Genomic DNA, 22114 nt, shown 5'->3' on the forward strand with positions numbered 1-22114 from the left:
GAGCTTCGGCGCGGGCGCGGGATGCCGTACGGGCGTCATGCGCCGCCGACCGGCTCGCAGTTCCGGCCGGATATCCCCTTGACTTCCCGAGGATGCCTCGTACGTCTCTCGCGGGCGATGCGAGGGCGGACGTCCCCGACGCGCCGGGCACGCCGTGCGGACCGACGGGCGCGGGCCCGGCCGGGCCGCCCCCCGGCGCCGCTCGCCCCGGTGGACCCGCCCCCCCGTCCGTCCAGCCTCGGACCAGCCTCAACTCCCTTCACCTGAACGCCAGTTCTCATTGATTCGTACGGCTGTGCCTCCGGCGCCCTCTCAGGGAGGTGGCGTGGGGTAGCGAAACCTCCAAGGGGCTCCGAACCCCACCCCTGCAACAACTAGCGTGCGTGCTCCGTGAACTGCCAACGGCCGATCCGGAGGGCGCCGATGCCTACCGCAATCCCCCAGGGGCCCGAGACGTCCCAGGAGACTCAGAGGTCCACCGGACCCCAGGGCTCCCCGGGGGCTGCTCCTGTACCGATGACCGCGCGGCGGCGGGAGCGTGAGGGCGGGCGGCACGGCCGGGCCTCGTTCCCGGAATCGGCTGCCGACTCGTCGATACGGTCCAGGCTGGTCCGGCTCACCCTCATCCCCTGCCTGCTCGTCATCGCCGTCTGCGTCACGGTCACCGCCTTCGTCGTCCGGGCAGGCGTCGTCCTCACCGGCACCGAAGGGGCGGTGCTCGGCGGCGGCCTCGCGGTGACCGTCGTCATCGTGCTCACCGCCGTCGCCGTCGCCAACTCCGAGGCCCGCGCCACCGCCGCCCGCTATGCCAGGCTGCGCCAGGTCTGCGCCCGCAGCCAGTCCGACCTCTACAACCTGCTCGACCGGGTACGCCAGGGCGAATGGCTCCAGCACCGCGACGCGGCCCCGGCCCCGCTGCCCAGCGGCGACACCCTCGACCTGCTCGCGCACGAAGTGGCGGCGGCAGGACGGGCCGCCGAGTCCGCCGTCATCGACGCGGTCGCCATCGCCCGCAGCAACGCCAGCGGCAGCGAGCAGAAGGTCGAGGTCTTCGTGAACCTCGCCCGGCGCCTCCAGTCGCTGGTGCACCGCGAGATCGAGCTGCTGGACGACCTGGAGAACAAGGTCGAGGACCCGGACCTGCTCAAGGGCCTCTTCCAGGTCGACCATCTCGCCACTCGCACCCGCCGGCACGCGGAGAACCTCGCGGTACTCGGCGGCGCCATCTCCCGCCGCCAGTGGAGCCGTCCGGTCACCATGACCGAGGTGCTGCGCTCGGCCATCGCCGAGGTCGAGCAGTACCCCAGGGTCAAGCTCGTCCCGCCGACCGAGGGCACCCTGCGCGGGCACGCCGTCGCCGACGTCATCCACCTCGTCGCCGAACTCGTCGAGAACGCCTCCGTCTACTCCGCCCCGCAGACCCACGTCCTGCTCCGCGCCCAGCTGGTCACCGCCGGTCTCGCCGTCGAGGTCGAGGACCGTGGTCTGGGCATGGAGCCGGACGAGCAGGCGCGGATGAACGCCCTGCTCGCCGACCCCGAACACGTCGACGTCGCCGAGCTGTTGAGCGACGGCCGGATCGGCCTGTTCGTGGTCTCCTCGCTCGCCAGGAGGCACGGCATCGTGGTCCAGCTGCAGGGCAACATCTACGGCGGCGTGCAGGCCGTCCTGGTCCTGCCGAAGTCGCTGCTCGGCGCGGAATCGCACACCGGCGGCGCGGTCGACCGGGCCGCAGGACGACGTGAGGAAGCGGCGGGGGAGCGCGGCGCACCGGCGGGGCCGACCGCCCGCCCGGCGCTGCCGCAGACCGTCCCCGCGGCCCGCGGCCCGCTCGCCGCGCCCCGGCCGTCCGGCGAGGACGGCCAGGACACCCACGGGCCTGCCGGCCTGCCCCCGCTGCCGGTCCGCACCCCCGCCTCCGGGTACCAGACCCCGGCGTCCGACCCCACGGACGAGAACGGCGAGAACAGCGACAACCGGCACTCAGCCGCCGCCTATCCGGCCGACGGCACCGCCTACCCGCCCGCGGCGGAGGAGCCCGCAGGCCCCGGCTCCGTCGTCCTGCCGCCCGCACCGCACGGCGACGACGACGGCAGCCGGCCCCACCTGCCGCGCCGCCGCAAGCAGGAGCACCTCGTGCCCGAACTGCGCGGTGAGCCTGTCCTGCCGGGCACCGCGGACCGCGAAGGACCCGAACCGGAGCACGACCCCGGCCTGATGGCCGCATTCCGGCGCGGCATCAGCCTCGCCGACGACGCCTACGAAGCCGGCCACTCCGCCGGCGGCAACGACTTCAGCCCCACCCAGAGCGGCGTGTTCGGCAGCCTGGGCGGCAACGACCTGTTCTACGAACCCGACCACGAGGCCCCGCCGGCCCGCCCCCGAGGAGACGACCACAACCATGGTGAGTGATCTGCACACGCAGGCGCATACACACCTGCCGGGAAGCCAGCAGACCGACCTGTCCTGGCTGCTGACCGGACTCGTACAGCGTGTGCCGCACGCCACCAGTGCGCTCCTGCTGTCCTCCGACGGGCTGGTCAAGGCGGCCCACGGCTTCGACCCGGACAGTGCCGACCACATGGCCGCCCTGGCATCCGGCCTCTACTCACTCGCCCGCAGCGCGGGGGTGCGCTTCGGTGAGGGCGGCGATGTCCTCCAGGTCGTGGTCGAGCTGGAGTCCGCCTTCCTGTTCGTCTCCACCGCCGGATCCGGCGCCTGTCTGGCCGTACTGGCCGGCCGGGACGCCGATGTGGCCGTCCTCGGCTACGAGATGGGGATGCTGGTCAAGAGCGTCCGGCCGTATCTGTCCACTCCGGCCCGCCAACAGGCGTCAGCGGGTGGTCGCTGACCATGGCGGTGCGCCGCCGAAGACGGCAGGGGGGCCAGGAACCCGCATGGTACGACGAGGAAGCAGGCCGGCTGGTCCGCCCGTACACCGTCAGCAACGGGCGGACGCGGCCCACGGCGCACCTCGATCTGCTGACGATGGTGATGGCCACCGGACGACGCCCGGAGCCCGGCCAGGGGCCCGACCACGTCCAGGTGCTCGGGCTGTGCAGCGGCCCGGTGTCGGTGGCCGAGATCGCCGCGCACATAGGTCTTCCGGCCGCGGTCACCAAGGTGCTGCTCGCCGACCTCGTCGACTGCGGCGCGCTCACCGCACGGGCCCCCGCGACCGTTGCGCCAGGCCCCGCGTCCCGGACCGACCGCGACCTTCTTGAGGCGGTGCTGCATGGCCTTCGTAAACGACTGTGACCCCCTGACCACGGACGACGCCCCCGTCGGCCTGCCGACCGCGCTCAAGATCCTGGTGGCGGGCGGCTTCGGGGTCGGCAAGACCACCTTCGTCGGAGCGGTCAGCGAGATCGAACCGCTCAGCACGGAGGAGCTGCTCACCCAGATAAGCGTCGGGCACGACGATCTGGCGGGCATCGAGGACAAGACCACCACCACGGTCGCCATGGACTTCGGCCGGATCACCCTCAGCCCGGCGCACGTCCTCTACCTCTTCGGAACGCCGGGTCAGGAGCGTTTCTGGTTCCTCTGGGACGAGCTGTCCAACGGCGCGCTCGGAGCGGTGATCATCGCCGACACCCGCCGCCTGGACCAGTGCTTCGCCGCCGTGGACTTCTTCGAGCGCCGCGGCATCCACTTCATCGTCGCCGTCAACGAGTTCGACGGTGCCTACCACTACGGTCCTGACGAGGTACGCGCCGCCATGGACCTCTCCCCGGACATTCCCGTGGTGCTCTGCGACGCCCGCCAGTACAGCTCGGCAACGAACGTCCTGGTCGCCCTCGTTCAGCATCTGCTCACCCCCGTCCTCGCCGCCTCCCCGGAGCTGCCATGAGCCATCCCGCCTCGCGCACCCCGTACGCCACTTACGACCCGACGCGTCACCTGCTGCTCACGCCGGAGGACGAGGAGGCGCCGGCGCGGGTCGCCCGGCTGCAGGCACTGGGCATCGGGCAGTCGCCGCTGCCCGCCTTCGACGACTTCGCACGCAAGCTGGCCAGGACCACCCGGGCGCCGTACTCGATGGTCAACTTCATCGACGAGCGGCAGCAGTACTTCGCCGGGCTCTACACCCCGTCGGACGACCAGGCCCCCATCGAGCTGGGTCCGGCCCCGGCGAGCGCACAGCCCGGCCGCGTGATGGCGCGCGATCACGGCTACTGCCCGCATGTCGTCGTCCGCCGCAAGGCCCTCGTCCTGGAGGACGTCTGCGACTACCCGCGCTTCGCGGGCAACCCCGTCGTCGACGAGATCGGCATCCGCTCCTACCTCGGCGCGCCGCTGATCGACCGTACCGGCATGGCGCTGGGCACGGTCTGTGTGGTGGACCTCGAACCGCGCCCCTGGGGGCGGGCGGGTCTGGAGACGATCAAGGCGATGGCCGCCGAACTCGTCGAGCAGATCCACCGGATGGAACAGCAGCTCCACGGCCTGGCCTGAGCCTCCACGGCCTGGCCTGGCCTGGCCTGAACCGGGCGGACGCCGGGCGGCCGGCATTCCGTGGCCGGGCCCGCGGCGCAGCGGGCCCGGCCACGGCGCTCAGCTCAGCGGCACGCAGGAGGACCGCTCGGCCTCCGGCGCGGTGCGCGGTGACGGGACGACGGGCGGCGCGCCGTCCTCCGGGCGTTCGTCGCCGGTACGTTCCGCATTTTCCAGGCGCAGCAGGGGCGACAGCCGCTTGGACCACTCGCCCTTCCCCTGCCCCAGGGCCAGTTCGCCCAGCCGCAGCAGCTGGATGTCGGAGGTGCCGGCCGGCGCGAAGATGTGGTGTGCGTCGCGCAGGAAGCGCTCCACCGGCCGGTCGGTGAACAGTCCGCACGCGGCGTGGATCTCCATCGCGTCGCGCGCCGACTCCAGGCAGGTCTCCACGTTCACCAGCTTGGCGTTCATCAGCTCCGCGTCGCACGGCTCGCCCTGGTCCAGCAGATCCACCGCGTGGTAGGCGCAGAGCCGGGCGATCAGCAGTCGGGACTGGATGCGGCCGAGCTTGAGTTTGATGTTGTTCAGTTCGGCCAACGGCTGGCCGTAGCGCCGCCGTTCGGTGCAGAACCGCGTGGTCTCCTCCAGCACCGCCTGGTGGATGCCGAGTGAGACGGCGGTCAGGTTGGGGCGTCCGTACAGGACGCTCGACGAGTACGCGACGGAGAGGCCGTCGCCCTCGGCGCCCAGCATGTTGGCGGCCGGGACACGGCAGTTGTCGAAGATCAGCTCGCCGAAGCTGAAGCCGTGCAGTCCCATCGCCGGCTGCTGCCCGCCGACCCGGAAGCCGGGCCTGCCGGACTCCACGAGGAACGCCGACAGGCCCTTGGAGCCCTCGCCGGTGCGCACGATCACACCGTGCAGATCGCCGACGTGGCTGTTGCCGACGTAGATCTTGCGGCCGTTGAGCACATAGTCGTCGCCGTCGCGTACGGCGCGGCTGGCCATGCCGAGGACATGGCCGCCGGATTCCGGTTCGGTGACGGCGATGGTCGGCAGGCAGGAGCCGGCGGCGACGGCCGGCAGCCAGGTCTGCTTCTGCTCCTCGCTGCCGAAGTGCACGATTTTGGCCACGCCGAGCTGGGAAGCCTGAACCATGGCGCCCATCGCGCCGCTCACCCGGGACAGTTCCTCGATGATCAGAGTTTTGGCCAGATGTCCGGCGCCCATGCCGCCGTACGCCCGCGGTACGGTCACGCCTATCCAGCCCTGACGGGCGATCAGACGCGAGAGATCATGGCAAACGGTGCGGCTCGCCTCCATCTCCGCGATACGGGGGCGTACTTCGCGTTCGGCGAAGTCCCGCACCTGGTGCCGGAGTGATTCATGTCGCTGGTCGGTGAAATAGCGAGGCAAGACGAGCCCTCCTCCACGTACATTCCCGCGCTTTCTGCTTCCGCCTGGCGGCGGCACGGGTGGTGTCGTGCGCACCGTTTTTTCGCAACATAGTCCTGTGTTCACCGGGCGCAACACCCGATGGCATACCTGCTTCATGACGCATAAAACATCAACTCCTTGCATTTATGCGCCGAGTTGAAGCATGAAACAAAAGGCCGAATGACCGTTACGCGACAGGAAGGAATGATTCCGGCACTGTCCGTGATCGTTCCGGGCCCCGGCGCGCCGTCCGCCGGGGCCCGGAGGCAGGTCAGCGGCCCGTGTCGCAGCAGGCATCCCGCCGCTGCAGGCGGCCTACTTTCAGCCAGTTGACAGAGGTGTCACCGGTACGCAGCGTTGCCGCCCCCGACGGGTCGGCGGATTCCACCGGCGCAGGGAAAGATGCCACCAACTTTCGCTGCTCGAACAGCCGTCCACCGCGCAGAACCGCCGCGGTCCGCACCAGCGAAGTGAAATCGGTGAACGGATCACCGTCCACGCACGTCATGTCGCCCAGCTTGCCGACCTCCAGGGTGCCCAGGTCCCGTTCGGCGCCGAACACCTTGGCGGGCAGCGCCGTCGCGGTACGCAGCGCGGCCGCCGCGCTCAGGCCGCCGCGGTGCAGCGCCCGCAGGCTCAGGTGCAGGCCGAGCCCCACCGGCGTCAGCGGCTGATCCGTCCCCAGCGCCACCGCCCCGCCGCCGTCCAGAACCCGCCGGTAGACCCCCACCTCGACCGCGATGCTGGCGAGTTGGTCCGGCGTCGGACGGTGCCCCGCGCCCTCCTGGACCACGGCCGTGTCCCACGGCGGCATCAGTCGCGTCACCCGTGCGTCCCCGGCGAGCGCCGGGTCATCGCCCAGCAGCGGCGTGGCGGAGAACGGCGTGGCGATCAGGTGGAAGTCCGTGCCCGTGTAGATCTCCGTCACGTCCTGATAGGTGTGTCCCGAGGCGCTGACCGCGTGCCCGAACTCCAGCCGCTGCGTGGCCTGTAGATGAGTCGTCAGATCCTGGCCCGCCTGAAGTCCGGGAGTCAGCAGATGGCTTCCGGCGCGGGCGCCCAGCCGCCGGTGCGCGAAGCGCGCGGCCTCCTCCATCACCCAGCCGGGCGCCCGCACATAGGTCTTGACGAAGTCCCAGTCCAGCGCCGCACCCCGCTCCAGCGACCGGCGCAGCCCCGCCCGGGTCCGGTGAGCCCGCCCCATGCTGTACGCGACCCGGTCGCCGTCCAGCAGCTCCCCGCAGGTCAGCAGGCGCGGCCCGGCCAGCACCCCGGCGGTGATCGCCTCCCGCAGCCTGGCCTGCTCGTACGAGAAGCCGCCGCAGGACACCGTCGTCGTGATGCCGTACGCGAGTTGCAGGGCGGACTGCCGGCCGCCGTAGGTCGTCTGCCACGGATGGGTGTGCGCGTCCCAAAGCCCCGGCAGCACGGTCTGCTCCGACGCGTCCACCCGGCGGGCCGCGCCCCGGCCCGAGCGGCGGGCGCGGTGCGGGGTGACGGCGGCGATCCGGCCCTCGCGCACCACCACGTCGATGTCCTCACGGACCTCCTCGCCGGTGCCGTCCCAGAACCTGCCCGCGTGGACGACGGTGTCCCGGGCCCGATCGGGGCGGTGGTCGAGCGCCAGCGGAACGGTGCGCGCCGGGCCGCCGGATGCCGCGATCAGCCGCAGTCTGCCCGCCGACAGGTACAGCAGCGTGCGGCTGTCGCCCGACCAGGAAGGGTGGTCGGCGCTCTCGTCGGTGAGTCGGCGCGGCGCGCCGTTCGGGCTGCCGGCGGCCGCCACCGGCAGCACCCACAGCGCGGACTCGGCGATCACCGCCATCCAGCGGCCGTCGGGTGACCACACGGGACCTGAGTCGTAGCGGTCGGAGAGCGAGACGTGGTCGGCGAGTGCGTGCAGCCGGTCCTTGCCGGTCCTGGTGTCGACGACCCGCATGAGGTTGTAGCCCTCGCGGAAGCGCTGGTTGATGCGGTTGCGGTCGCAGTACGCCAGATATCTGCCGTCCGGCGACCAGCTGGGTCTGCCGGGCAGCCCGCCGCCGCCCATCGGCTCCGCCGCCACCGTCTCCGTACCGTCCGCCAGGTTCCGTATGACGAGATTGCCCGCCATGTCGAGCGCGGCCAGCCGCCGGCCGTCGGGCGACAGCGCCGGCTGTACCCGCCCGCCCGCCGCCAGCACCGTCTCCTTGCCGGATGCCACCTCGTGGCGGCGCACCGCGAACAGCCCGTCCCGGTCGTCCGCGTAGAGCAGCGCACGGCCGTCACGGGACCAGCTCGGAGCGAGGACGTACCGCGTCGGGGACGCCCGGACGATCCGGCGCGGCCGGCCGCCGCCCGAAACCGGTGCCAGCCACAGCGAGTTGAGCGCGGCGAAGGCGATCTGCCGGCCGTCGGGGGAGAGCGCGGGCAGATGCACGCCGCGCACCGGGCGCACCGCGGTCCGTTCGAAGCCGTAGTCCTTGACGCGGTAGCGCGGCCGGTCGAGCGGCAGCCGCGCCGTGAACGCCACGGTCTCGGACCGCTCGGGAGCGTCCGGCCGCAGGATGCGGAACTGCCCGCCGACGGTCAGCAGCAGCTCGTCCCGCGACACCCAGCGCGGCGGGACCGGCTCCACATCGCCGTCGACCGGAACCGCGGCGCCGTCCACCACCAGCGTGCAGCCGGCGCCGGGACCGCTGGTGGTGCGCAGATACGCCAGCCGTCCGGACGGGGCCTGCGCCGGCGTCATGACCTGCGCATCGGCCGTCTCGGTGTGCTCGGTGCGTACCGCGCCGCCGCCGTCGGCCGGGGCCGAGGCGACGGTGCGCGAGACCAGTGCGCCCTCGACCGGCCGGCCGCGGACGAAGGCGATCCGGGAGCCGTCCGGCGTCCAGCAGGGGTCGAAGTCCTCCCAGGCGCCGTCCTGATGCGGCCCGTCCTGCCCGTCGAGCCCGGTCACCCGCGTCAGCCGCCCGGTCCGCAGGTCGAGCACCCAGATCCGGTACCCGCCGCCGGCCACCGGATCGCTGCCCCGCTCCGAGGCGAACGCGAGCCGGTGGCCGTCAGGTGACCAGGCCGGTCCGCGGTCGTCCCAGGGCCCTTCGGTGACCTGCCGCAGGTGCGAGCCGTCCGGGCGCAGCGTCCAGAGGTGGAAGGTGCCGCCGCGGTAGGCGCAGACGGCGATCCGGCTGCCGTCGGGCGAGTACACCGGGCGGGTGGGCTCCAGATCGGCCGGGGTCAGCGCCTGCGCGGCGCCGCCCGCCCGCGGGATCGACCACAGGACGTTCTGGATCTCGGCGATCAGGCGGCTGCCGTCGGGGGAGAGGGATGCCGCGCCGTTCGTGGCGGCGGTGAAGTCGAGCGCCGCGGCTCCGGTGCCGGCCGGCTGCGCGGCCACGGGCCCGGCCACACCGGTCAGTCCGGCGGCGGCCGCCACCGTGGCGGTGCCCTGGAGGAACCTGCGGCGGCTGAGCGGCATCGGGCCCGGCATGCCTGCGGGGCAGGCGGGGCCTGTGGTGGTGGCAGGGGAAGGAGTCTCGGAGCGGTCTGTGGTGTCCAACGTTCCTCCTGTGGCAGGGGGTTGGGCAGTGACGCCGACAAGAACCGGCCGATCGTGTCACGGCCTGTCGGTGACCGGTCAACCATCGCGGCGGAGTGTCGTCCGGTTCCCGCCGCTCGCCGGAAACCGGACGACACCCCGGCCTCTTGGCGCGTCGAGGCCAGGGAGGGAAGAGTGGGCGCCCAGCGGGGTGCCGGCCAGGCCCGCCCGGCGCGCCGGGAGCCCGGGGCGGGGGCGGCGACGGGCACCCCGCGCACGCGACCGACGCCACGGCGGCCACCGCCCCGCAGTCAGGAGACGATGTCATGCAGGCCATGCAGCAGGACTTCCACCAGGCCCCCGACGGCGCCCGGATCGCCACCTACACCTGGCTGCCGGAGTCCGGCCACCCGCGGGCCCTGGTCCAGATCGCCCACGGCGCGGCCGAACACGCCCGGCGCTACGACCGGTTCGCCCGCTTCCTGACCGGCCACGGCTACGGCGTCGTCGCCTCCGACCACCGCGGCCACGGCGCCACCGCCCCGTCCACCGGAGGCCGCGGCGTGGTCGGCGAGGACGCCTGGCGGGCCATCGTCGGCGACCTCAAGCGCATCGGCGACCACGCGGCCGCCGCCCACCCCGGCATCCCGCTGGTCCTGTTCGGCCACAGCATGGGGTCGATGCTGGCCCGCGACTACGCCCAGGAGTACGGCGCCGACCTCGCGGGACTCATCCTGTCCGGCACCTTCCGTACCCTGCCAGGACTCGAAATCGACAGCGCGCTCGCCGAGCTCGACGCGGAGATCGCCGAGCACGGCCGCGCCGCGCTGTCCCCCTTCATCCCGCGGACCTTCAGCTCCTTCAACGACGCCTTCCCCCACCGCACCGGCTACGAATGGCTCTCCCGCGACAGCGAAGAGGTGGACAGGTACGCCGCCGACGAGGACTGCGGCTTCCCGTTCTGCGCGGGCCTGGTGATCGACTGGGTACGTGCCATCCGAAAGATCAACGACCCGGCCGACCTCGCCCGCATCCCGCGCGGCCTGCCGGTCCACGTCGCGGTCGGCGCCGACGACCCCTGCAACCAACGCCTGACCCTCATGGGCGAACTGCTGGAGGACTTCCGCTACCTCGGCACCCGCGACCTCACCTGGCGGGCCTACCCGGGCGCCCGGCACGAGATCCTCAACGAGACCAACCGCGACGAGGTCCAGGCCGACCTGCTGGCCTGGCTCGACAAGCGGATCTGAGCCGCGGGTTGTGCCCCGCGGCGCGGGCTCACCGGGCGTCCAGGAACCCGGTGATCCGCCCGCGCAGGCCCCGTGCGTCCAGGCCGTGGCCCGCCAGGTGCTCGTCCAGCTGCCCGTAGCGCCGCAGCTCGCGGCGGCCGACCCCGAGCCCCAGCACACGGTGCGGCCGGTCCTCCAGCGCCTCGTTCACCTGGCGCGTCGACGTGCCCGCGAGATACGGCTCGACGATCACCACGTCCGTACTGCCGGCCGCGTCCACCGCCGCGCGCAGGGCCGCCGCGTCGAAGGGGCGCACGGTCGTCGCGTAGAGCACGGACAGGTCCAGGTCACGGGTCGCGGCGAGGACCGGATCCAGCATCGGCCCGATGGCCAGGACGACGCCCCTGCCGCCCTGCCGCAGCGGCTGGAAGCGGGCCCCGTCCACCGGCCGTGGCACGGCGTTGACCTGCACGGACAGCCGGACGTAGACCTTGTCGTCCCCGGCGGCCGCGGCATGCCGCAGCAGCGTCTCGGCCTCGTCGGGGTGGCCGGGCACGTGCACCGTCCAGCCGTCCAGGGTGTCCAGCAGGCCGACGTCGCCCGGTGCCATGTGGGTGAAGCCGCCGGCCGGCCAGTCGTAGGAGCCGCCGGCGCTGACCAGCACGCCGCCCACACCCTGGTGCCCGAAGTCCAGTTTCACCTGCTCGAAGGGGCGCTCCACCAGGAAGCCGGCGAAGGTGTGCAGCACGGGCCGCAGCCCCGTGAGGGCGAGCCCACCGCCCACCCCGACCAGGAGCTGCTCCCTGATGCCGACGTTGACCACCCTGCCGGGGTGCTTCTGTGCGGCGTCCGCGAAGCCGTCCTTGCCGATCTCGGCGAGTACGACGGCCAGCCGCGGGTCCTCGTCCAGCAGCCGCGAAGTGACCGCGGCGAAACGCTCACGCATGGTGTCCATCACAAAATCCCTCTCGAAGTCCTGAGCGGTGAAGCGCGGGCCGCGGCTTCCGGGCGGCCCGGCGGGGCAGCGGGCGGTCAGGCGTCCTTGGGCTCGACGCGCGCGACCACCACGTGCGGGCGTCCCGGATGCGGCGCGGTGTACGCCGCGTGCAGCGCCCCGTGGTCGCGGCCGTCGACGCTCGCCACCGACCAGCCCGCCGCCTCGAACCGGGCGGCGATCCCGCCGCGCCTGCCGTGCGTGGCGGAGGAGTTGTCGATCACGAGGGTGTGCAGCCGGTCGAGCCCGGTCGCGCCCGCGTAGGCCAGCGCTTCGTGGTTGCTGCCCTCGTCCAGCTCGGCATCGCCGACGAGCACCCATACGGCGGGCCCGGTCCTGTCCTGCGCACGCAGCCCCAGGACGGTGCCGACGGCGAGCGGGAGCCCGTGCCCGAGCGATCCGCTGCCGATCTCGGCGCCGGGAACCAGCTCGCGGTCCGGATGGTGGCCGAGCGGTGAGGCATAGGCCCCGAAGCCCGGGAGCCAGGCGCTGGGGAAGAAGCCCTTCGCGGCGAGCACGGCGTAGTACGCCATCGGGCCGTGGCCCTTGGAGAGCAGAAAACGGTCCCGGCCGGGGTCCTGGACGGTGTCGGGCGTGACCCGCAGGACGCGGTCGTAGAGGACCCAGAGGGCGTCGAGGGTGGAGGTCGCGGCCGGCCCGTGCTTCTCGTCGCCCGTCATCAGGCCCATCAGGCCGGTGAGTTGGGCGAAACCGTCGTCGTCGCCGGACGGGACGGCCGCGGTGGGCCCGGTCGTGGGTGTGTACGGGGGAGTCATGAACGACAGCCTGCTACCTCAACTTATATTGAGGTCAAGCCCTGGCCTGCGGACCCGGTTCCCGGCCTGCGGGCCCCGACCCCCGCTCCCCGCTCCCCGCCTCCTCGGCCGCCTGCCGGTCGTGGCACTCATCCCGGCCCGGCCCCCGTCCGGCCGTCCGGGACATGGCAACGCGCACCCTCTGACATGCGGTATTGTTCTCGTGCGCGGTCAACCGGGAGAAACACCGGTTCGGACGGGCATCGGGACGTGGCGCAGCTTGGTAGCGCACTTGACTGGGGGTCAAGGGGTCGCAGGTTCAAATCCTGTCGTCCCGACAGTGATGTCGGAAGCCCGTCGGCTTGGGGAAACCCGAGGCGGCGGGCTTTTTCGTGATCCTGCTCCAGGTGCGGGTGCAGATGCGGACGTCTTCCGCCGCCACGGCACCACGGTTCCCCGCCCGTCCGGCACACGGGAATCACCGGTGTGCCGGACGGGCGGCCGGAGGGTGTCCGCATCGCGGTGCGAGGGCATGCGGCTCGCCCTACGGCCGGCGCGTCGCCCCCCTCGCCCGTCAGCGCCCTGCCGCCGCCTCCGCCTGGGGTGGGGTCGTGCTGCGGAGGCCGGCTGCCAGGTCGGTGCGGCGTTTTACGCGGAGTTTGCGGTAGACGCGGGTCAGGTGTTGTTCGACGGTGCTGACGGTGATGTAGAGGCGGGCCGCGATCTGGCGGTTGCTGTGGCCGCGGGCCGCCAGTTCGGCCACTCTGCGCTCGGCTTCGCTGAGGTCGGTTGTGGGGCGGCGTTCGGTGTTCTGGGGGACGAGGCGGAGGTTGCGGGGGAAAGGCGTCTGCCGGGGGGTGCGGGTGGTCTGGGTGAGTCTGGCGGGTGTGTCGGGGGCGATGCGCCGGTCGTTGGGAGGGGGGCCGGGCGGGCGGGACTCCTCCTCCGTCTTGGTCAACTCCTCCAGAGTGGCGGCGAGTTCGCGGGTGGCGCCGCATTCCCGGAAGGCTGCTGCCGCCGCTTCCAGGAGGGGGGTGCGGCGGCCGGGGGCGGCGCAGGCGGCGAGGATGCGGAGCGCGGCGCCGCGTGCGCGGGCGTGCAGGGCGGTGCACAGGTCCAGCTGCGCCTGGGCCAGTTCGCGGGCCCGTTCCTGGTCGCCCAGCGTCAGGTACACGCGGGCGGCCTCGCTGCGCCACGGCACCAGTGCGGGGACGTCCATCTTGTACTTCTGGGCGAGGTCGCCTGCGGTGAGGAACTCCTCCAGGGCGGAGGGTTCTTGATGTGTGGCCAGGTGGTGGTGGCCGCGGGCCTGCATGTAGTGCAGGCCGATCGGTGTCTGGAACATTTCGTCCGGCACCGGCACCTGGAGGGCGCGGTGGGCGACGTCGAACCGGCCCGCGGCGATGCCGGCCTGTACCAGTGTGGCCAGCGGCAGGCCGATGCCCACGCCCCAGCTCTCGTGGGAGATGACGGAGAGCGAGGTGTGCGCCAGCCGCAGCGCGGTGGGCAGGTCGCCGCGGCGCAGCGCGACCTCCGCGCGCAGCGCCGTGAACAGGGCGCGCCAGGTCTGGGACGACAGCTGGTTCGCCTCGGTGGTCAGCCGCCGGCACGCCTCGTCGGCGATCTCCAGGCGGTCGGAGAAGAGCAGCGTGATCAGGCAGGACGTCAGGACGGCGAAGGTGCGCTGGTTGAGCCGGTAGCGGCGCACCAGCCGCTCGGCCTCGTCCGCGAGCTCGGTGTCGGGGCCGCCGCCGCTCAGCCGGCTCAGCAGTACCGCGCCCTGGACCTGCGGGCTCAGCGGGTCGACCGGTGGCCTGGTGCCGGCCGGGTCGTCGGGGATGTCGGCGAGCTGCCGGCTGCCGGCCGCCGCCGGGTAGCCGAGCCGCAGCCACAGCTGGGACGCCTGCACATGGGCCGCGGTGCCCGGCGGGTGGACCTCGGGCGCGGCGCTGATCTGCCGGAGGCCCGCGACCGCCGAATCGACGTCCCCGAACCACAGCGGCGCGGTGACCGGAATCGAGGCGTACGAGCCGGTGAGCGCGCCGGAGCGGGTCGCGGCGGCCAGCGAGGGCAGGCCGCGGACCGCCGCGCACGGGTCCGTCCGCCACTCGATGTCGAAGAGCGTCGCGGTGATCGAGGCCAGCAACTTCTCGTCGGCGGGCTCCAGTTCGCGCGCGAGCACCAGGCAGTCGTGCGCGAGGTCCAGCATCCCGTCGCGGACGGCCGCCCTGGCCGCCTCGTCGAGGATCGCGACGGGCCAGTCGCCGGCCGGGACCGGCGCGGCGGCGAGCAGCTGCCGGGCGACGGTGAGGGGCGCGGCGCCGCTGCGGTAGAGCACCTCGGCGACCCGGGCGCGCAGTCCGGCCCGCTTCTCCGGCGCCATGTTGTCGAGGATCACGGCACGCGTCTTGGGGTGCCGGAAGCGGTTGCCGGACAGGATTCCGGCGTCGTCGAGGGTGCTGAGCGTCCGCATCAGGGTCTTGCTGTCGACGCCGGCCAGCTGGGTCAGGACGCGGGTGGTGGCGGGGCCGTCGATCAGTGCGATGTGCTGTGCGAGGGAGAGCGCGGCGAGGCCGCAGCGGTGCAGGCAGGACAGGACCGCCGCGGCGTATCCCGAATCCACCGCCGGGTCACCCGAACCGGCGTCCGCCCGCTGGTTGTCGGCGATCAGGCCGTGGACCTGGAGCGGATTGCCGGCCGTGATGTCGTAACAGGCGTCGGCCAGGCGTTGCGCGGCCGCCCGGCCCAGATGCTGCCGCAGCAGGTCCTGCACGCCGGACCGGGACAGCGGCCACAGCCGCAGCCTGCGCGAGTGCGGCTCCAGCGGCAGCTCGGCCTGCAACGAGGCGTCCGCCGAAGGCCGGTCGGAGGATTCACCGAGCACGACCAGGACGGGCTTGGGCCCCAGCCTGCGGACGACGGCCGCCAGGCACTGGAGGGACACCGCGTCCGCGTTCTGGAAGTCGTCGATGCCGATGACCACGGGCCCGGGGATCTTTTCGATGACGTCGAGCAGCGGCAGGCACACCGTGTGGATGACCTGCGCGGACAGCGGCGTGGACCCGTCCTGCGGCGCCGCGCCCGTCACGGAGCTGAGCACCTTGCCGTCCAGCGGACGGGACAGGTCACCGCCGGCGGACGGGGTGAGGCCGCCCGCGCTGCGGAAGAGCTGCGCCCAGACGCCGAACGGTACGAGATGCTCGGTCCGCGACGCCGTGGCGCTGAGGTAGGCGGCACCGGAGGACGTGGCCTCGCGCGCGAAGGTACGCAGCAGCTCCGTCTTGCCGCAGCCCGCAGGCCCCGAGATGATGGCGAAGCGTGTGGGTCCGTTCAGACTGTCCACCAGGAGCCGGTGCAGCGAAGCGAGTTGCTCGTCGCGCTCGTGCAGAGGGTGAAAGCCGGCCGGTGCGGTCATCGGAACTCACTCGTTCGTTGCTGAATGCCGAAGTATTCCTTCACGTATCTTCCTGGACTTCATGGCGTCGCACGCCCTGCCGATGGTGCTGACGCTCCGGATGAGGGTTCGGAATGTATCGGACACAGGCTCTAATCCGGGCCCCGGTACGGTGCGGTTCACAAGGGGATTCCCAACTCGCGTGCGCGGGCGATGGCTTCCACCCGGTTGCGGACGTTCAGCTTCTGCAGCACGTTCTGCAGGTAGCTCTTGACCGTGTTGCGGGAGATGAACATCGCCTGCGCGATTTCCGGATTGCTCTGGCCCATGGCCACTCTGCGCAGCACTTCGTACTCGCGCGGGGTGACGAAGCCGTCCCCGGCGGGCGGGGCCGCCCGGCCGCCGGGCCCCGGCGCCCGCCCCTCCGGACCTGTCGCGGCCGGCGCCACCCGGTCGATGACGATGCCCTGCCGGGCGATCGGCCCGGCCCAATCGGGGTCGCAGGTCAGCAGGGTGACCCGGGTGAGTCCCAGCGCCGACAGCATCTCGGCGACGACCCGGCAGCTCTGCTCCCGGTCGCTGGGCCGCGGCGCGGCCGCCGGGGGACAGGCGGCCGACGGCGGCTGCCTGGCGCAGACGTCGAGCCCGCCGGTGACACCGAACCCGCGGCCGCTCTGCCGCAGGTAGAGCAGGATGCCGCCCGCGTCGTGCACCGCCCGCATCGTCTCCTGGAGCCGGGCCCCGCAGTCGCAGTGCAGCGATCCCAGGACCTCACCGCTCAGGCACTCGGTGTGCACCCCCACCAGCGGCACCCGCGCCCCGGCGCGCGCCGGGACCGCGTCGAAGCCGAGTGCCACGTGCTCGCCCCCGTACGACAGTCCGGTGAAGGTGAACGCGGTGCCCACCGCCTTGCTGCCGTCCTTCAGGCCGACCCGGAGATCCGCCGCGGCACGCACCCGCGGCACCGGCCGGCCCGCCGGTGCGGTACGCGGCCGGTCCACCGCGCCCCGCACCGGTCCTTCCAGGATCTGCTGCCGGGGCGCTGCCGTCCCCTCCGGACTGACGAGAGTCATCGCCCCACGCCCCCGATCGCACCGGAACGGACCGGCCGGCGCGTGTCCGCCGCGCCGAGCACGGCGTCGGCGAGGGCGCGCGGGGCCCGGCCGGCGCTCGCGAGGGTGGGGGTGAGGAGCACGTCGGGGCCGAACGCCCGGATGGCGTCCGCTTCCTGGGCGTCCGCCGTGTCCAGCACGAAGACGTCGCACAGATCACGGATCATTTCCGCGGCCCCGGTGGCCGTCGCCTGCACACCGCGGGATTCCATCAGCCGCTGCCTGCTGTCCGCCCGCCGCGCTTCGCCCGGATCGTCGAACGGCACCCGGCTGACGGTGGGCGTGACCGCGACCACCGGGCACCCGGCGTCCCGCACCGCCTCGCGGATCCCCGGAACGGCCAGCACCGGGCCCAGGCTCGCCACCGGATTGCTCGGGCCCAGCACGATGAGGTCAGCGGATTCCAGCGCCTCCAGGACGCCGGGCGCCGGCCGGGCCGCCGGGATCCCCGCGTACGTCACCTCGTGCACCCGGGGCCCGGCGGCGTCCCGCACCAAAAACTCCTGGTAGCTGCGCCGCTCGCCGTCCGTGCACAACAGCTGGGTGGACACCGGCTGTTCGGTGGCCGGCAGCACCCGGCAGCGCAGGCCCATGCCTTCCGCCAGCCGGCGCGTCACCTCGGCCAGGCCCACGCCCTCCCGCAGCCACGCGGTACGCAGCAGATGGGTGGCCAGGTCGGTGTCACCGAGGTGGAACCACACCTCGCCGCCGAGCCCGCGCACCGCCTCCATGCACCGCCAGGACTCGCCCTTGGTGCCCCATCCGCGTTCCACGTCCTGCCGGCCGCTGAGCGCGTAGAGCGTGGTGTCGAGATCCGGGCAGACCCGCACGCCGTGCGCCCAGAGGTCGTCACCGGTGTTCACCACCAGCGTCAGTCCCGACGGCCCGTCCGCCGCGTCGTCCTCCAGCGCGTCGTGCAGCGTGAGCCACAGGCGCGATGCGCCGATCCCGCCGCCGATACCCACAACGTTGACCATGTCACTCCGCCTCAGCGTGCTCGATCAGCGGTCGCCGGCAGCCGGCGACACACAAGGACGACAGCGCGTCGGCACCTGACACCCGCCGACGGGACCACACCACCGAACGCTCCCGCGCTCTCTCTGCCGCCGTGCGCCGTCCGCCCGGTGGCCGGCCGGTGCCGGTCGGGCGCGGCGGGCCTGCGCGGCGGACGGTCACGGGACGCGTGCATGCCATGGGGGCATCCCCTCCAGGGGCTTCGGGGGCGGATGGCTCGCCCGCCGAGGAGTATTGACGGCATGTCAGCTGGGCCGGACGCGATAACCGGGAGGCGGTGCCCCGGGGCGGCCCTTCCGGTCGGGGGCGCCCGGCCGCGCCAGGACGCCGCGCCCTGGCAGGACCCCGCTGCTCCCGCTTGCGCCGCCGCGCCTGCGCGGGCGCCGGCACCGGCGCGACGGTCTCCCGCATGCCGTACAGCTGGAGCAGCGAGACGTGGAAGCGTTTCTCGAACGACGCGATCTGCTCCTCGGACACCTTCTGCGTGGCGACCACGGCCCGTAGCCGGTGCGCGTCGTCGTCGCCGCCCTCCTCCCGCGCCAGCAGCATGCAGATCGGCGCGGGGAGCAGTCCGGCGAGCGTCGCCCCCAGCGACCGGGCCTGCGAGGGCCAGCGCGTGGCGGAGAACCCGGGGGCGAGCGCTATCGACGCGCCGCTGACCAGCGCCGACATCGACGCGTACTGCTGCGCGTTGCCCCGGAACAGCGGCAGTACGACCAACTGGCGGTCGTCGGGGCGCATCCGCAGCCGGGCGGCGACGGAACGCCCCGCGCCCAGGTAGGCGTCATGGGTGATGAGCACCTCCTCGTGCCGGCCCGCTTCCGCCGTCACATGGAGGACGCCCAGGGTGTCGTGCGGCCCGGGGCCCGCGCCGTCCTCCTCCGGGGACCACGGTGCGTCGGACTGCGCGTCACGGGCGGTGTGGAAGGCGTCGTCGCCGTCCCCGCCGATGACGAACAGGTGCCGGCAGTCGTGCGCCTGGAGGCGGGCCCGTGCGGTGGTCTCCCGCAGGCTCGCGTGGGTGAAGGTGAGGTGGCAGCGGGAGCGCGCCAGAAGGTAGGCGAGTTCGTCCGGCGTGTGCAGCGGGTCGCTGGGGACGATCACGGCGCCCAGCCGCGCGGCGCCGAACCACAGGTCGTAGAACTCCGCGCAGTTGGTCGCGTGTACGTTCAGCCGGTCGCCGGTCTGCAGGCCGAGCGAGCGCAGCAGCCGGGCCGTTCTGGTCGCCCGTGCGTCCATCTCGGCCCAGCTGATCCTCTGCTGCTCACCCGGCGCGGTCTCCACGACGAGGAAAGTCCCCTCGCCCTGGAGAGCGGCGCCTTCGGCTAGTGCGGCAGCAACGGTGCCTGCGGATCTCGTACTCACGGTTGAACTCTCGTGCGGCCACCTCACCTGCTCCGCAACGTTTCATCAAATATTGCTTAACTGCTCGCTCAAGGTGATCGCGTGGTGACGCGAAGGGGTGAACATGAGATGATCTCCACCCCGCGCAGTGCGGTCGATCGAAGCGGGGAGGGGCCTTGCCGACGGGCGACATACATGCTCACGTCCTGGTGGTGGACGACGACGAGGACGTACGGACCTTGGCCAGATGGCAGTTGGAGTCCGAGGGCTTCCACGTCCTGACGGCGGCCGACGGCCAGGCGGCGCTGGAAGCCGTCGAAACCGGGCAGCCCGACGTGGTGCTGCTCGACCTGACCCTGCCCCTCGTCGCGGGTCTTGACGTTCTCACCCAGATCAGACGCAGGTCCGCCGGCCTCCCGGTGATCGTCGTCTCCGGCAGGTCGGGCGAGACGGACCGCATCATCGGACTCGACCTCGGCGCCGATGACTACGTCGTCAAGCCCTTCTCGCCCGCCGAACTGGCCGCGCGGGTCCGCTCGGTACTGCGCCGCAGCAAGCGGACGGAGCACGCCCCGGCCGCCCCGCAGAACCCGCGGCCGGGCCTGCCGGGCCCCCGGCACCCCCAGGAGGACCTGATGATCGACCGGGCGACCAGGACCGTCACGGTGCGGGGCAGCGCGGTGGAGCTGACCGCCCGCGAGTTCGACCTGCTGGCCTTCCTCGCCGACTCGCCGCGCCACGTCTACACCCGCGACCAACTCCTCGAACACGTCTGGCAGTCCTCCAGCGACTGGCAGGAGCCGGCCACCGTCACCCAGCACGTGCACCGGCTGCGGCGCAAGGTGGAACGAGATCCCGACCGGCCACGCTGGCTGCGCACGGTCCGCGGTGTCGGCTACCGGTTCGAGCCCTGAGGTGGCCATGCCGCGCGAATTCGACCGGCGGGCATCCCTCGGCGTGGGGCAGGAAGCACCCGCCGAGGCCATCCCCCAACTGCTCGTCCACCACGCCCAGGTGCTGGAGATGATGGCGGAAGGCGCCGCGCTGCATGCGGTGCTCGACGCCGTGACCGGAGCCCTGGAAGACCTGCTGCCCGGCACCAAGTGCTCGGTGCTGCTGCTCGACGAACGCTCCGGGCGGCTGCACCACGGCGCGGCCCCCAGCATGCCGCTGGAGTACGTCGAGCTGATCGACGGCATGGACACCGGGCCCTGCGCGGGGTCCTGCGGTACCGCCGCCTATACGGCCGTACCGGTCGTGGTGTCCGACATCCATGAGAGCGCCCTGTGGGACGACTTCCGCCCGGCCGCCGCCATCGCCGGTGTGCGGGCCTGCTGGTCAACTCCCATACCGGGCAAGGACGGACAGGTCCTGGGGACCTTCGCTGTCTACCACGACATACCGCACACGCCCAGCGAACACGAGCGTCATCTGGTCGACCGCTTCACCCACCTCGCCGCCGTGGCCATCGACCACGACCGGCTGTTCGGCAGCCTCGCGCAGAGCGAGGAGCGCTTCCGCAGGGCGTTCGACGACAACGCCGCGGGCATGGCGCTGCTCGGCCTCGACGGCCGGGTGCTGCGCGTCAACCGCGCCCTGTGCACGCTGCTCCAGACCGACGCGTCCGGCCTGGTCGGCCGCTTCTTCCAGGACCTGGTGCAGGCCGACGACCGGCCGAGCCTGCTGCACGGCGTCGCCGCGGAAGGCGGCGACACGCACCGCTTCGAGCTGCGCTTCAACCGCCTGCACGACGGTCCGATCGTCACCTCGACCACCTACTCGGGCGTCCGCGACGCGTACGGCAACATCGTGTCGTGGTGCGTCAACCTCGTGGACGAGACCGGCCGCAAGGCCGCCGAGGAAGAGCGCAGGGCACGCGCCGAGGCGGAGATCGCGCAGCGGCACGCGGAGGAGAACAGCAGGACCAAGTCCCAGTTCCTGACCGCTCTGGGGCACGAGATCCGCACCCCGCTGCACGCCGTCGTCGGCTTCGGCGAGCTGCTGCGGTCCGGCAGCCTCACGGTGGAACGGCGCCAAGAGGCGCTGGAGCGGATGAGTTCGGCTGCCCATCACCTCGTGGCGCTGGTCGACGATCTCCGTGACGTGGCCGCCATCGAGGCCAGGGCGCTGCGGCTGCACACCGAGCCGCTGCCCGTCGGACCGCTGCTGACCGACGTGCACGGGCTGCTGGTGGCCGGGGCCCAGGAGGCGCAGGTGACGTTCGACGTCGTCCTCGCCGATGCCGCGCCCGCCGCGGTCTGTGACGAACGGCGGCTGCGTCAGGTCCTGTTGAATCTGGCCACGAACGCCATCAAGTACAACAGGCCCGGCGGCCGGGTGGTGCTCAGCGCCGAGCACCGGGCGGACGGCCTGCTGGATCTGGTGGTCACGGACGACGGGCCCGGCATTCCCAAGCATCTCCAGCACCGGCTGTTCGTGCCGTTCGACCGGCTCGGCGCGGAACGCACCAAGAACCCCGGATCCGGCCTCGGCCTGCACGTCACCAAGGGGCTCGTCGACGGGATGGGCGGCCGACTCGCCATCGAGAGCGGGGCGGCCGGCGGCGGCACCGTGGCCCGCGTCACGCTGCCGACGGCGGAGCCGGTGTCCGAAGACGCTTCGGATACCGCACCGACTCCTGACCTCCGGGCCGAATGACCGTACCCGCAGGGGCATTTCACGACGTCCCGGCGCCAGGGGGCGTCCGCGGAAGGGGAATTGCGCGTACACTTCGCGGCGGCAGCAGTGCGGCGCACCTCGTGCGCTCACTGGAACAGGTCGCCGGGGCAGGCCCCGGTGCGCCAGGGGCCGGGCGGGCCCGCTGCCGCAGTCACCACAAGGGAACACCGGCGTCCGACCGTGTCATCCGGTCACGCCG

The 22114-nt window shown here is 72.7% G+C and carries 16 protein-coding genes and 1 tRNA gene; 9 read left to right on the forward strand and 8 right to left on the reverse strand.

What is annotated here, in order from left to right; translation table 11 throughout:
* Positions 1-516: 516 nt before the first annotated feature.
* The 5 genes from LIU39_RS01295 to LIU39_RS01315 are packed head-to-tail and all read left to right on the forward strand — an operon-like array spanning position 517 to position 4458.
* Complete coding sequence (locus LIU39_RS01295; RefSeq protein ID WP_227043574.1) at positions 517-2412, forward strand: ATP-binding protein; 1896 nt, start codon at positions 517-519, stop codon at positions 2410-2412.
* Entirely contained in the window at positions 2402-2851 is a 450-nt protein-coding gene (locus tag LIU39_RS01300; protein ID WP_227043576.1) for a roadblock/LC7 domain-containing protein, read from the forward strand. Before LIU39_RS01295 ends, LIU39_RS01300 begins: the two co-directional genes overlap by 11 nt.
* A 2-nt stretch (positions 2852-2853) precedes the next feature.
* Positions 2854-3258, forward strand: coding sequence for a DUF742 domain-containing protein (locus LIU39_RS01305; RefSeq protein ID WP_227043578.1), 405 nt, complete (start codon positions 2854-2856; stop codon positions 3256-3258).
* Complete coding sequence (locus LIU39_RS01310; RefSeq protein ID WP_227043580.1) at positions 3236-3853, forward strand: GTP-binding protein; 618 nt, start codon at positions 3236-3238, stop codon at positions 3851-3853. Before LIU39_RS01305 ends, LIU39_RS01310 begins: the two co-directional genes overlap by 23 nt.
* Positions 3850-4458, forward strand: a complete 609-nt coding sequence (locus LIU39_RS01315; protein ID WP_227043582.1) for a GAF domain-containing protein — start codon at positions 3850-3852, stop codon at positions 4456-4458. The genes LIU39_RS01310 and LIU39_RS01315 overlap by 4 nt, the downstream gene beginning before the upstream one ends.
* Positions 4459-4557: 99 nt before the next feature.
* Here LIU39_RS01315 and LIU39_RS01320 read toward each other — a convergent pair whose 3' ends face one another.
* Entirely contained in the window at positions 4558-5853 is a 1296-nt protein-coding gene (locus LIU39_RS01320; RefSeq protein ID WP_227043584.1) for an acyl-CoA dehydrogenase family protein, read from the reverse strand.
* A 292-nt stretch (positions 5854-6145) separates the two neighbouring features.
* Entirely contained in the window at positions 6146-9415 is a 3270-nt protein-coding gene (locus LIU39_RS01325) for an amidohydrolase family protein (protein WP_372463764.1), read from the reverse strand.
* 305 nt (positions 9416-9720) lie between these two features.
* Between LIU39_RS01325 and LIU39_RS01330 the strand changes: the two genes are divergently transcribed.
* On the forward strand, positions 9721-10644 hold the full coding sequence (locus LIU39_RS01330; protein ID WP_227043587.1) for an alpha/beta fold hydrolase: 924 nt from the start codon (positions 9721-9723) through the stop codon (positions 10642-10644).
* A gap of 28 nt (positions 10645-10672) precedes the next feature.
* On the opposite strand, the gene LIU39_RS01335 is transcribed toward LIU39_RS01330, so the two are convergent.
* A complete protein-coding gene (locus LIU39_RS01335; RefSeq protein ID WP_227043589.1) occupies positions 10673-11578 on the reverse strand; it encodes a transketolase family protein in 906 nt (301 codons plus the stop codon).
* Positions 11579-11655: 77 nt separating this feature from the next.
* Entirely contained in the window at positions 11656-12306 is a 651-nt protein-coding gene (locus LIU39_RS01340; protein WP_227043680.1) for a thiamine pyrophosphate-binding protein, read from the reverse strand.
* Between the two features lie 330 nt (positions 12307-12636).
* Between LIU39_RS01340 and LIU39_RS01345 the strand changes: the two genes are divergently transcribed.
* Positions 12637-12710: transfer RNA gene (locus LIU39_RS01345), tRNA-Pro, on the forward strand.
* Positions 12711-12946: 236 nt separating this feature from the next.
* Here the strand turns inward: LIU39_RS01345 and LIU39_RS01350 are convergent.
* The 4 genes from LIU39_RS01350 to LIU39_RS01365 form a co-directional block, all read right to left on the reverse strand.
* A complete protein-coding gene (locus LIU39_RS01350) occupies positions 12947-15787 on the reverse strand; it encodes an AAA family ATPase (protein ID WP_227043591.1) in 2841 nt (946 codons plus the stop codon).
* Positions 15788-15945: 158 nt separating this feature from the next.
* The gene (locus tag LIU39_RS01355; RefSeq protein WP_227043593.1) at positions 15946-16839 is read right to left on the reverse strand and encodes a LuxR C-terminal-related transcriptional regulator; all 894 of its coding nucleotides are present in this window, start codon (positions 16837-16839) and stop codon (positions 15946-15948) included.
* On the reverse strand, positions 16836-17855 hold the full coding sequence (locus LIU39_RS01360) for a 2-phospho-L-lactate transferase CofD family protein (protein ID WP_227043594.1): 1020 nt from the start codon (positions 17853-17855) through the stop codon (positions 16836-16838). Before LIU39_RS01360 ends, LIU39_RS01355 begins: the two co-directional genes overlap by 4 nt.
* A 1-nt stretch (position 17856) precedes the next feature.
* Positions 17857-19257 (reverse strand): AMP-binding protein, encoded by a 1401-nt coding sequence (locus LIU39_RS01365; RefSeq protein WP_227043596.1) that lies wholly within the window; start codon positions 19255-19257, stop codon positions 17857-17859.
* A gap of 155 nt (positions 19258-19412) precedes the next feature.
* Between LIU39_RS01365 and LIU39_RS01370 the strand changes: the two genes are divergently transcribed.
* Both LIU39_RS01370 and LIU39_RS01375 read left to right on the forward strand, forming a co-directional pair.
* Positions 19413-20150: a response regulator transcription factor gene (locus LIU39_RS01370; RefSeq protein ID WP_227043598.1), complete on the forward strand. Its 738-nt coding sequence runs from the start codon at positions 19413-19415 to the stop codon at positions 20148-20150.
* A gap of 7 nt (positions 20151-20157) precedes the next feature.
* Positions 20158-21894: a GAF domain-containing sensor histidine kinase gene (locus LIU39_RS01375; RefSeq protein ID WP_227043600.1), complete on the forward strand. Its 1737-nt coding sequence runs from the start codon at positions 20158-20160 to the stop codon at positions 21892-21894.
* The last annotated feature ends 220 nt before the right edge of the window (positions 21895-22114 follow it).

Origin of the sequence: Streptomyces pinistramenti, assembly GCF_020564935.1 — a bacterium.
GTDB classification, from domain to species: Bacteria; Actinomycetota; Actinomycetes; order Streptomycetales; family Streptomycetaceae; genus Streptomyces; species Streptomyces pinistramenti.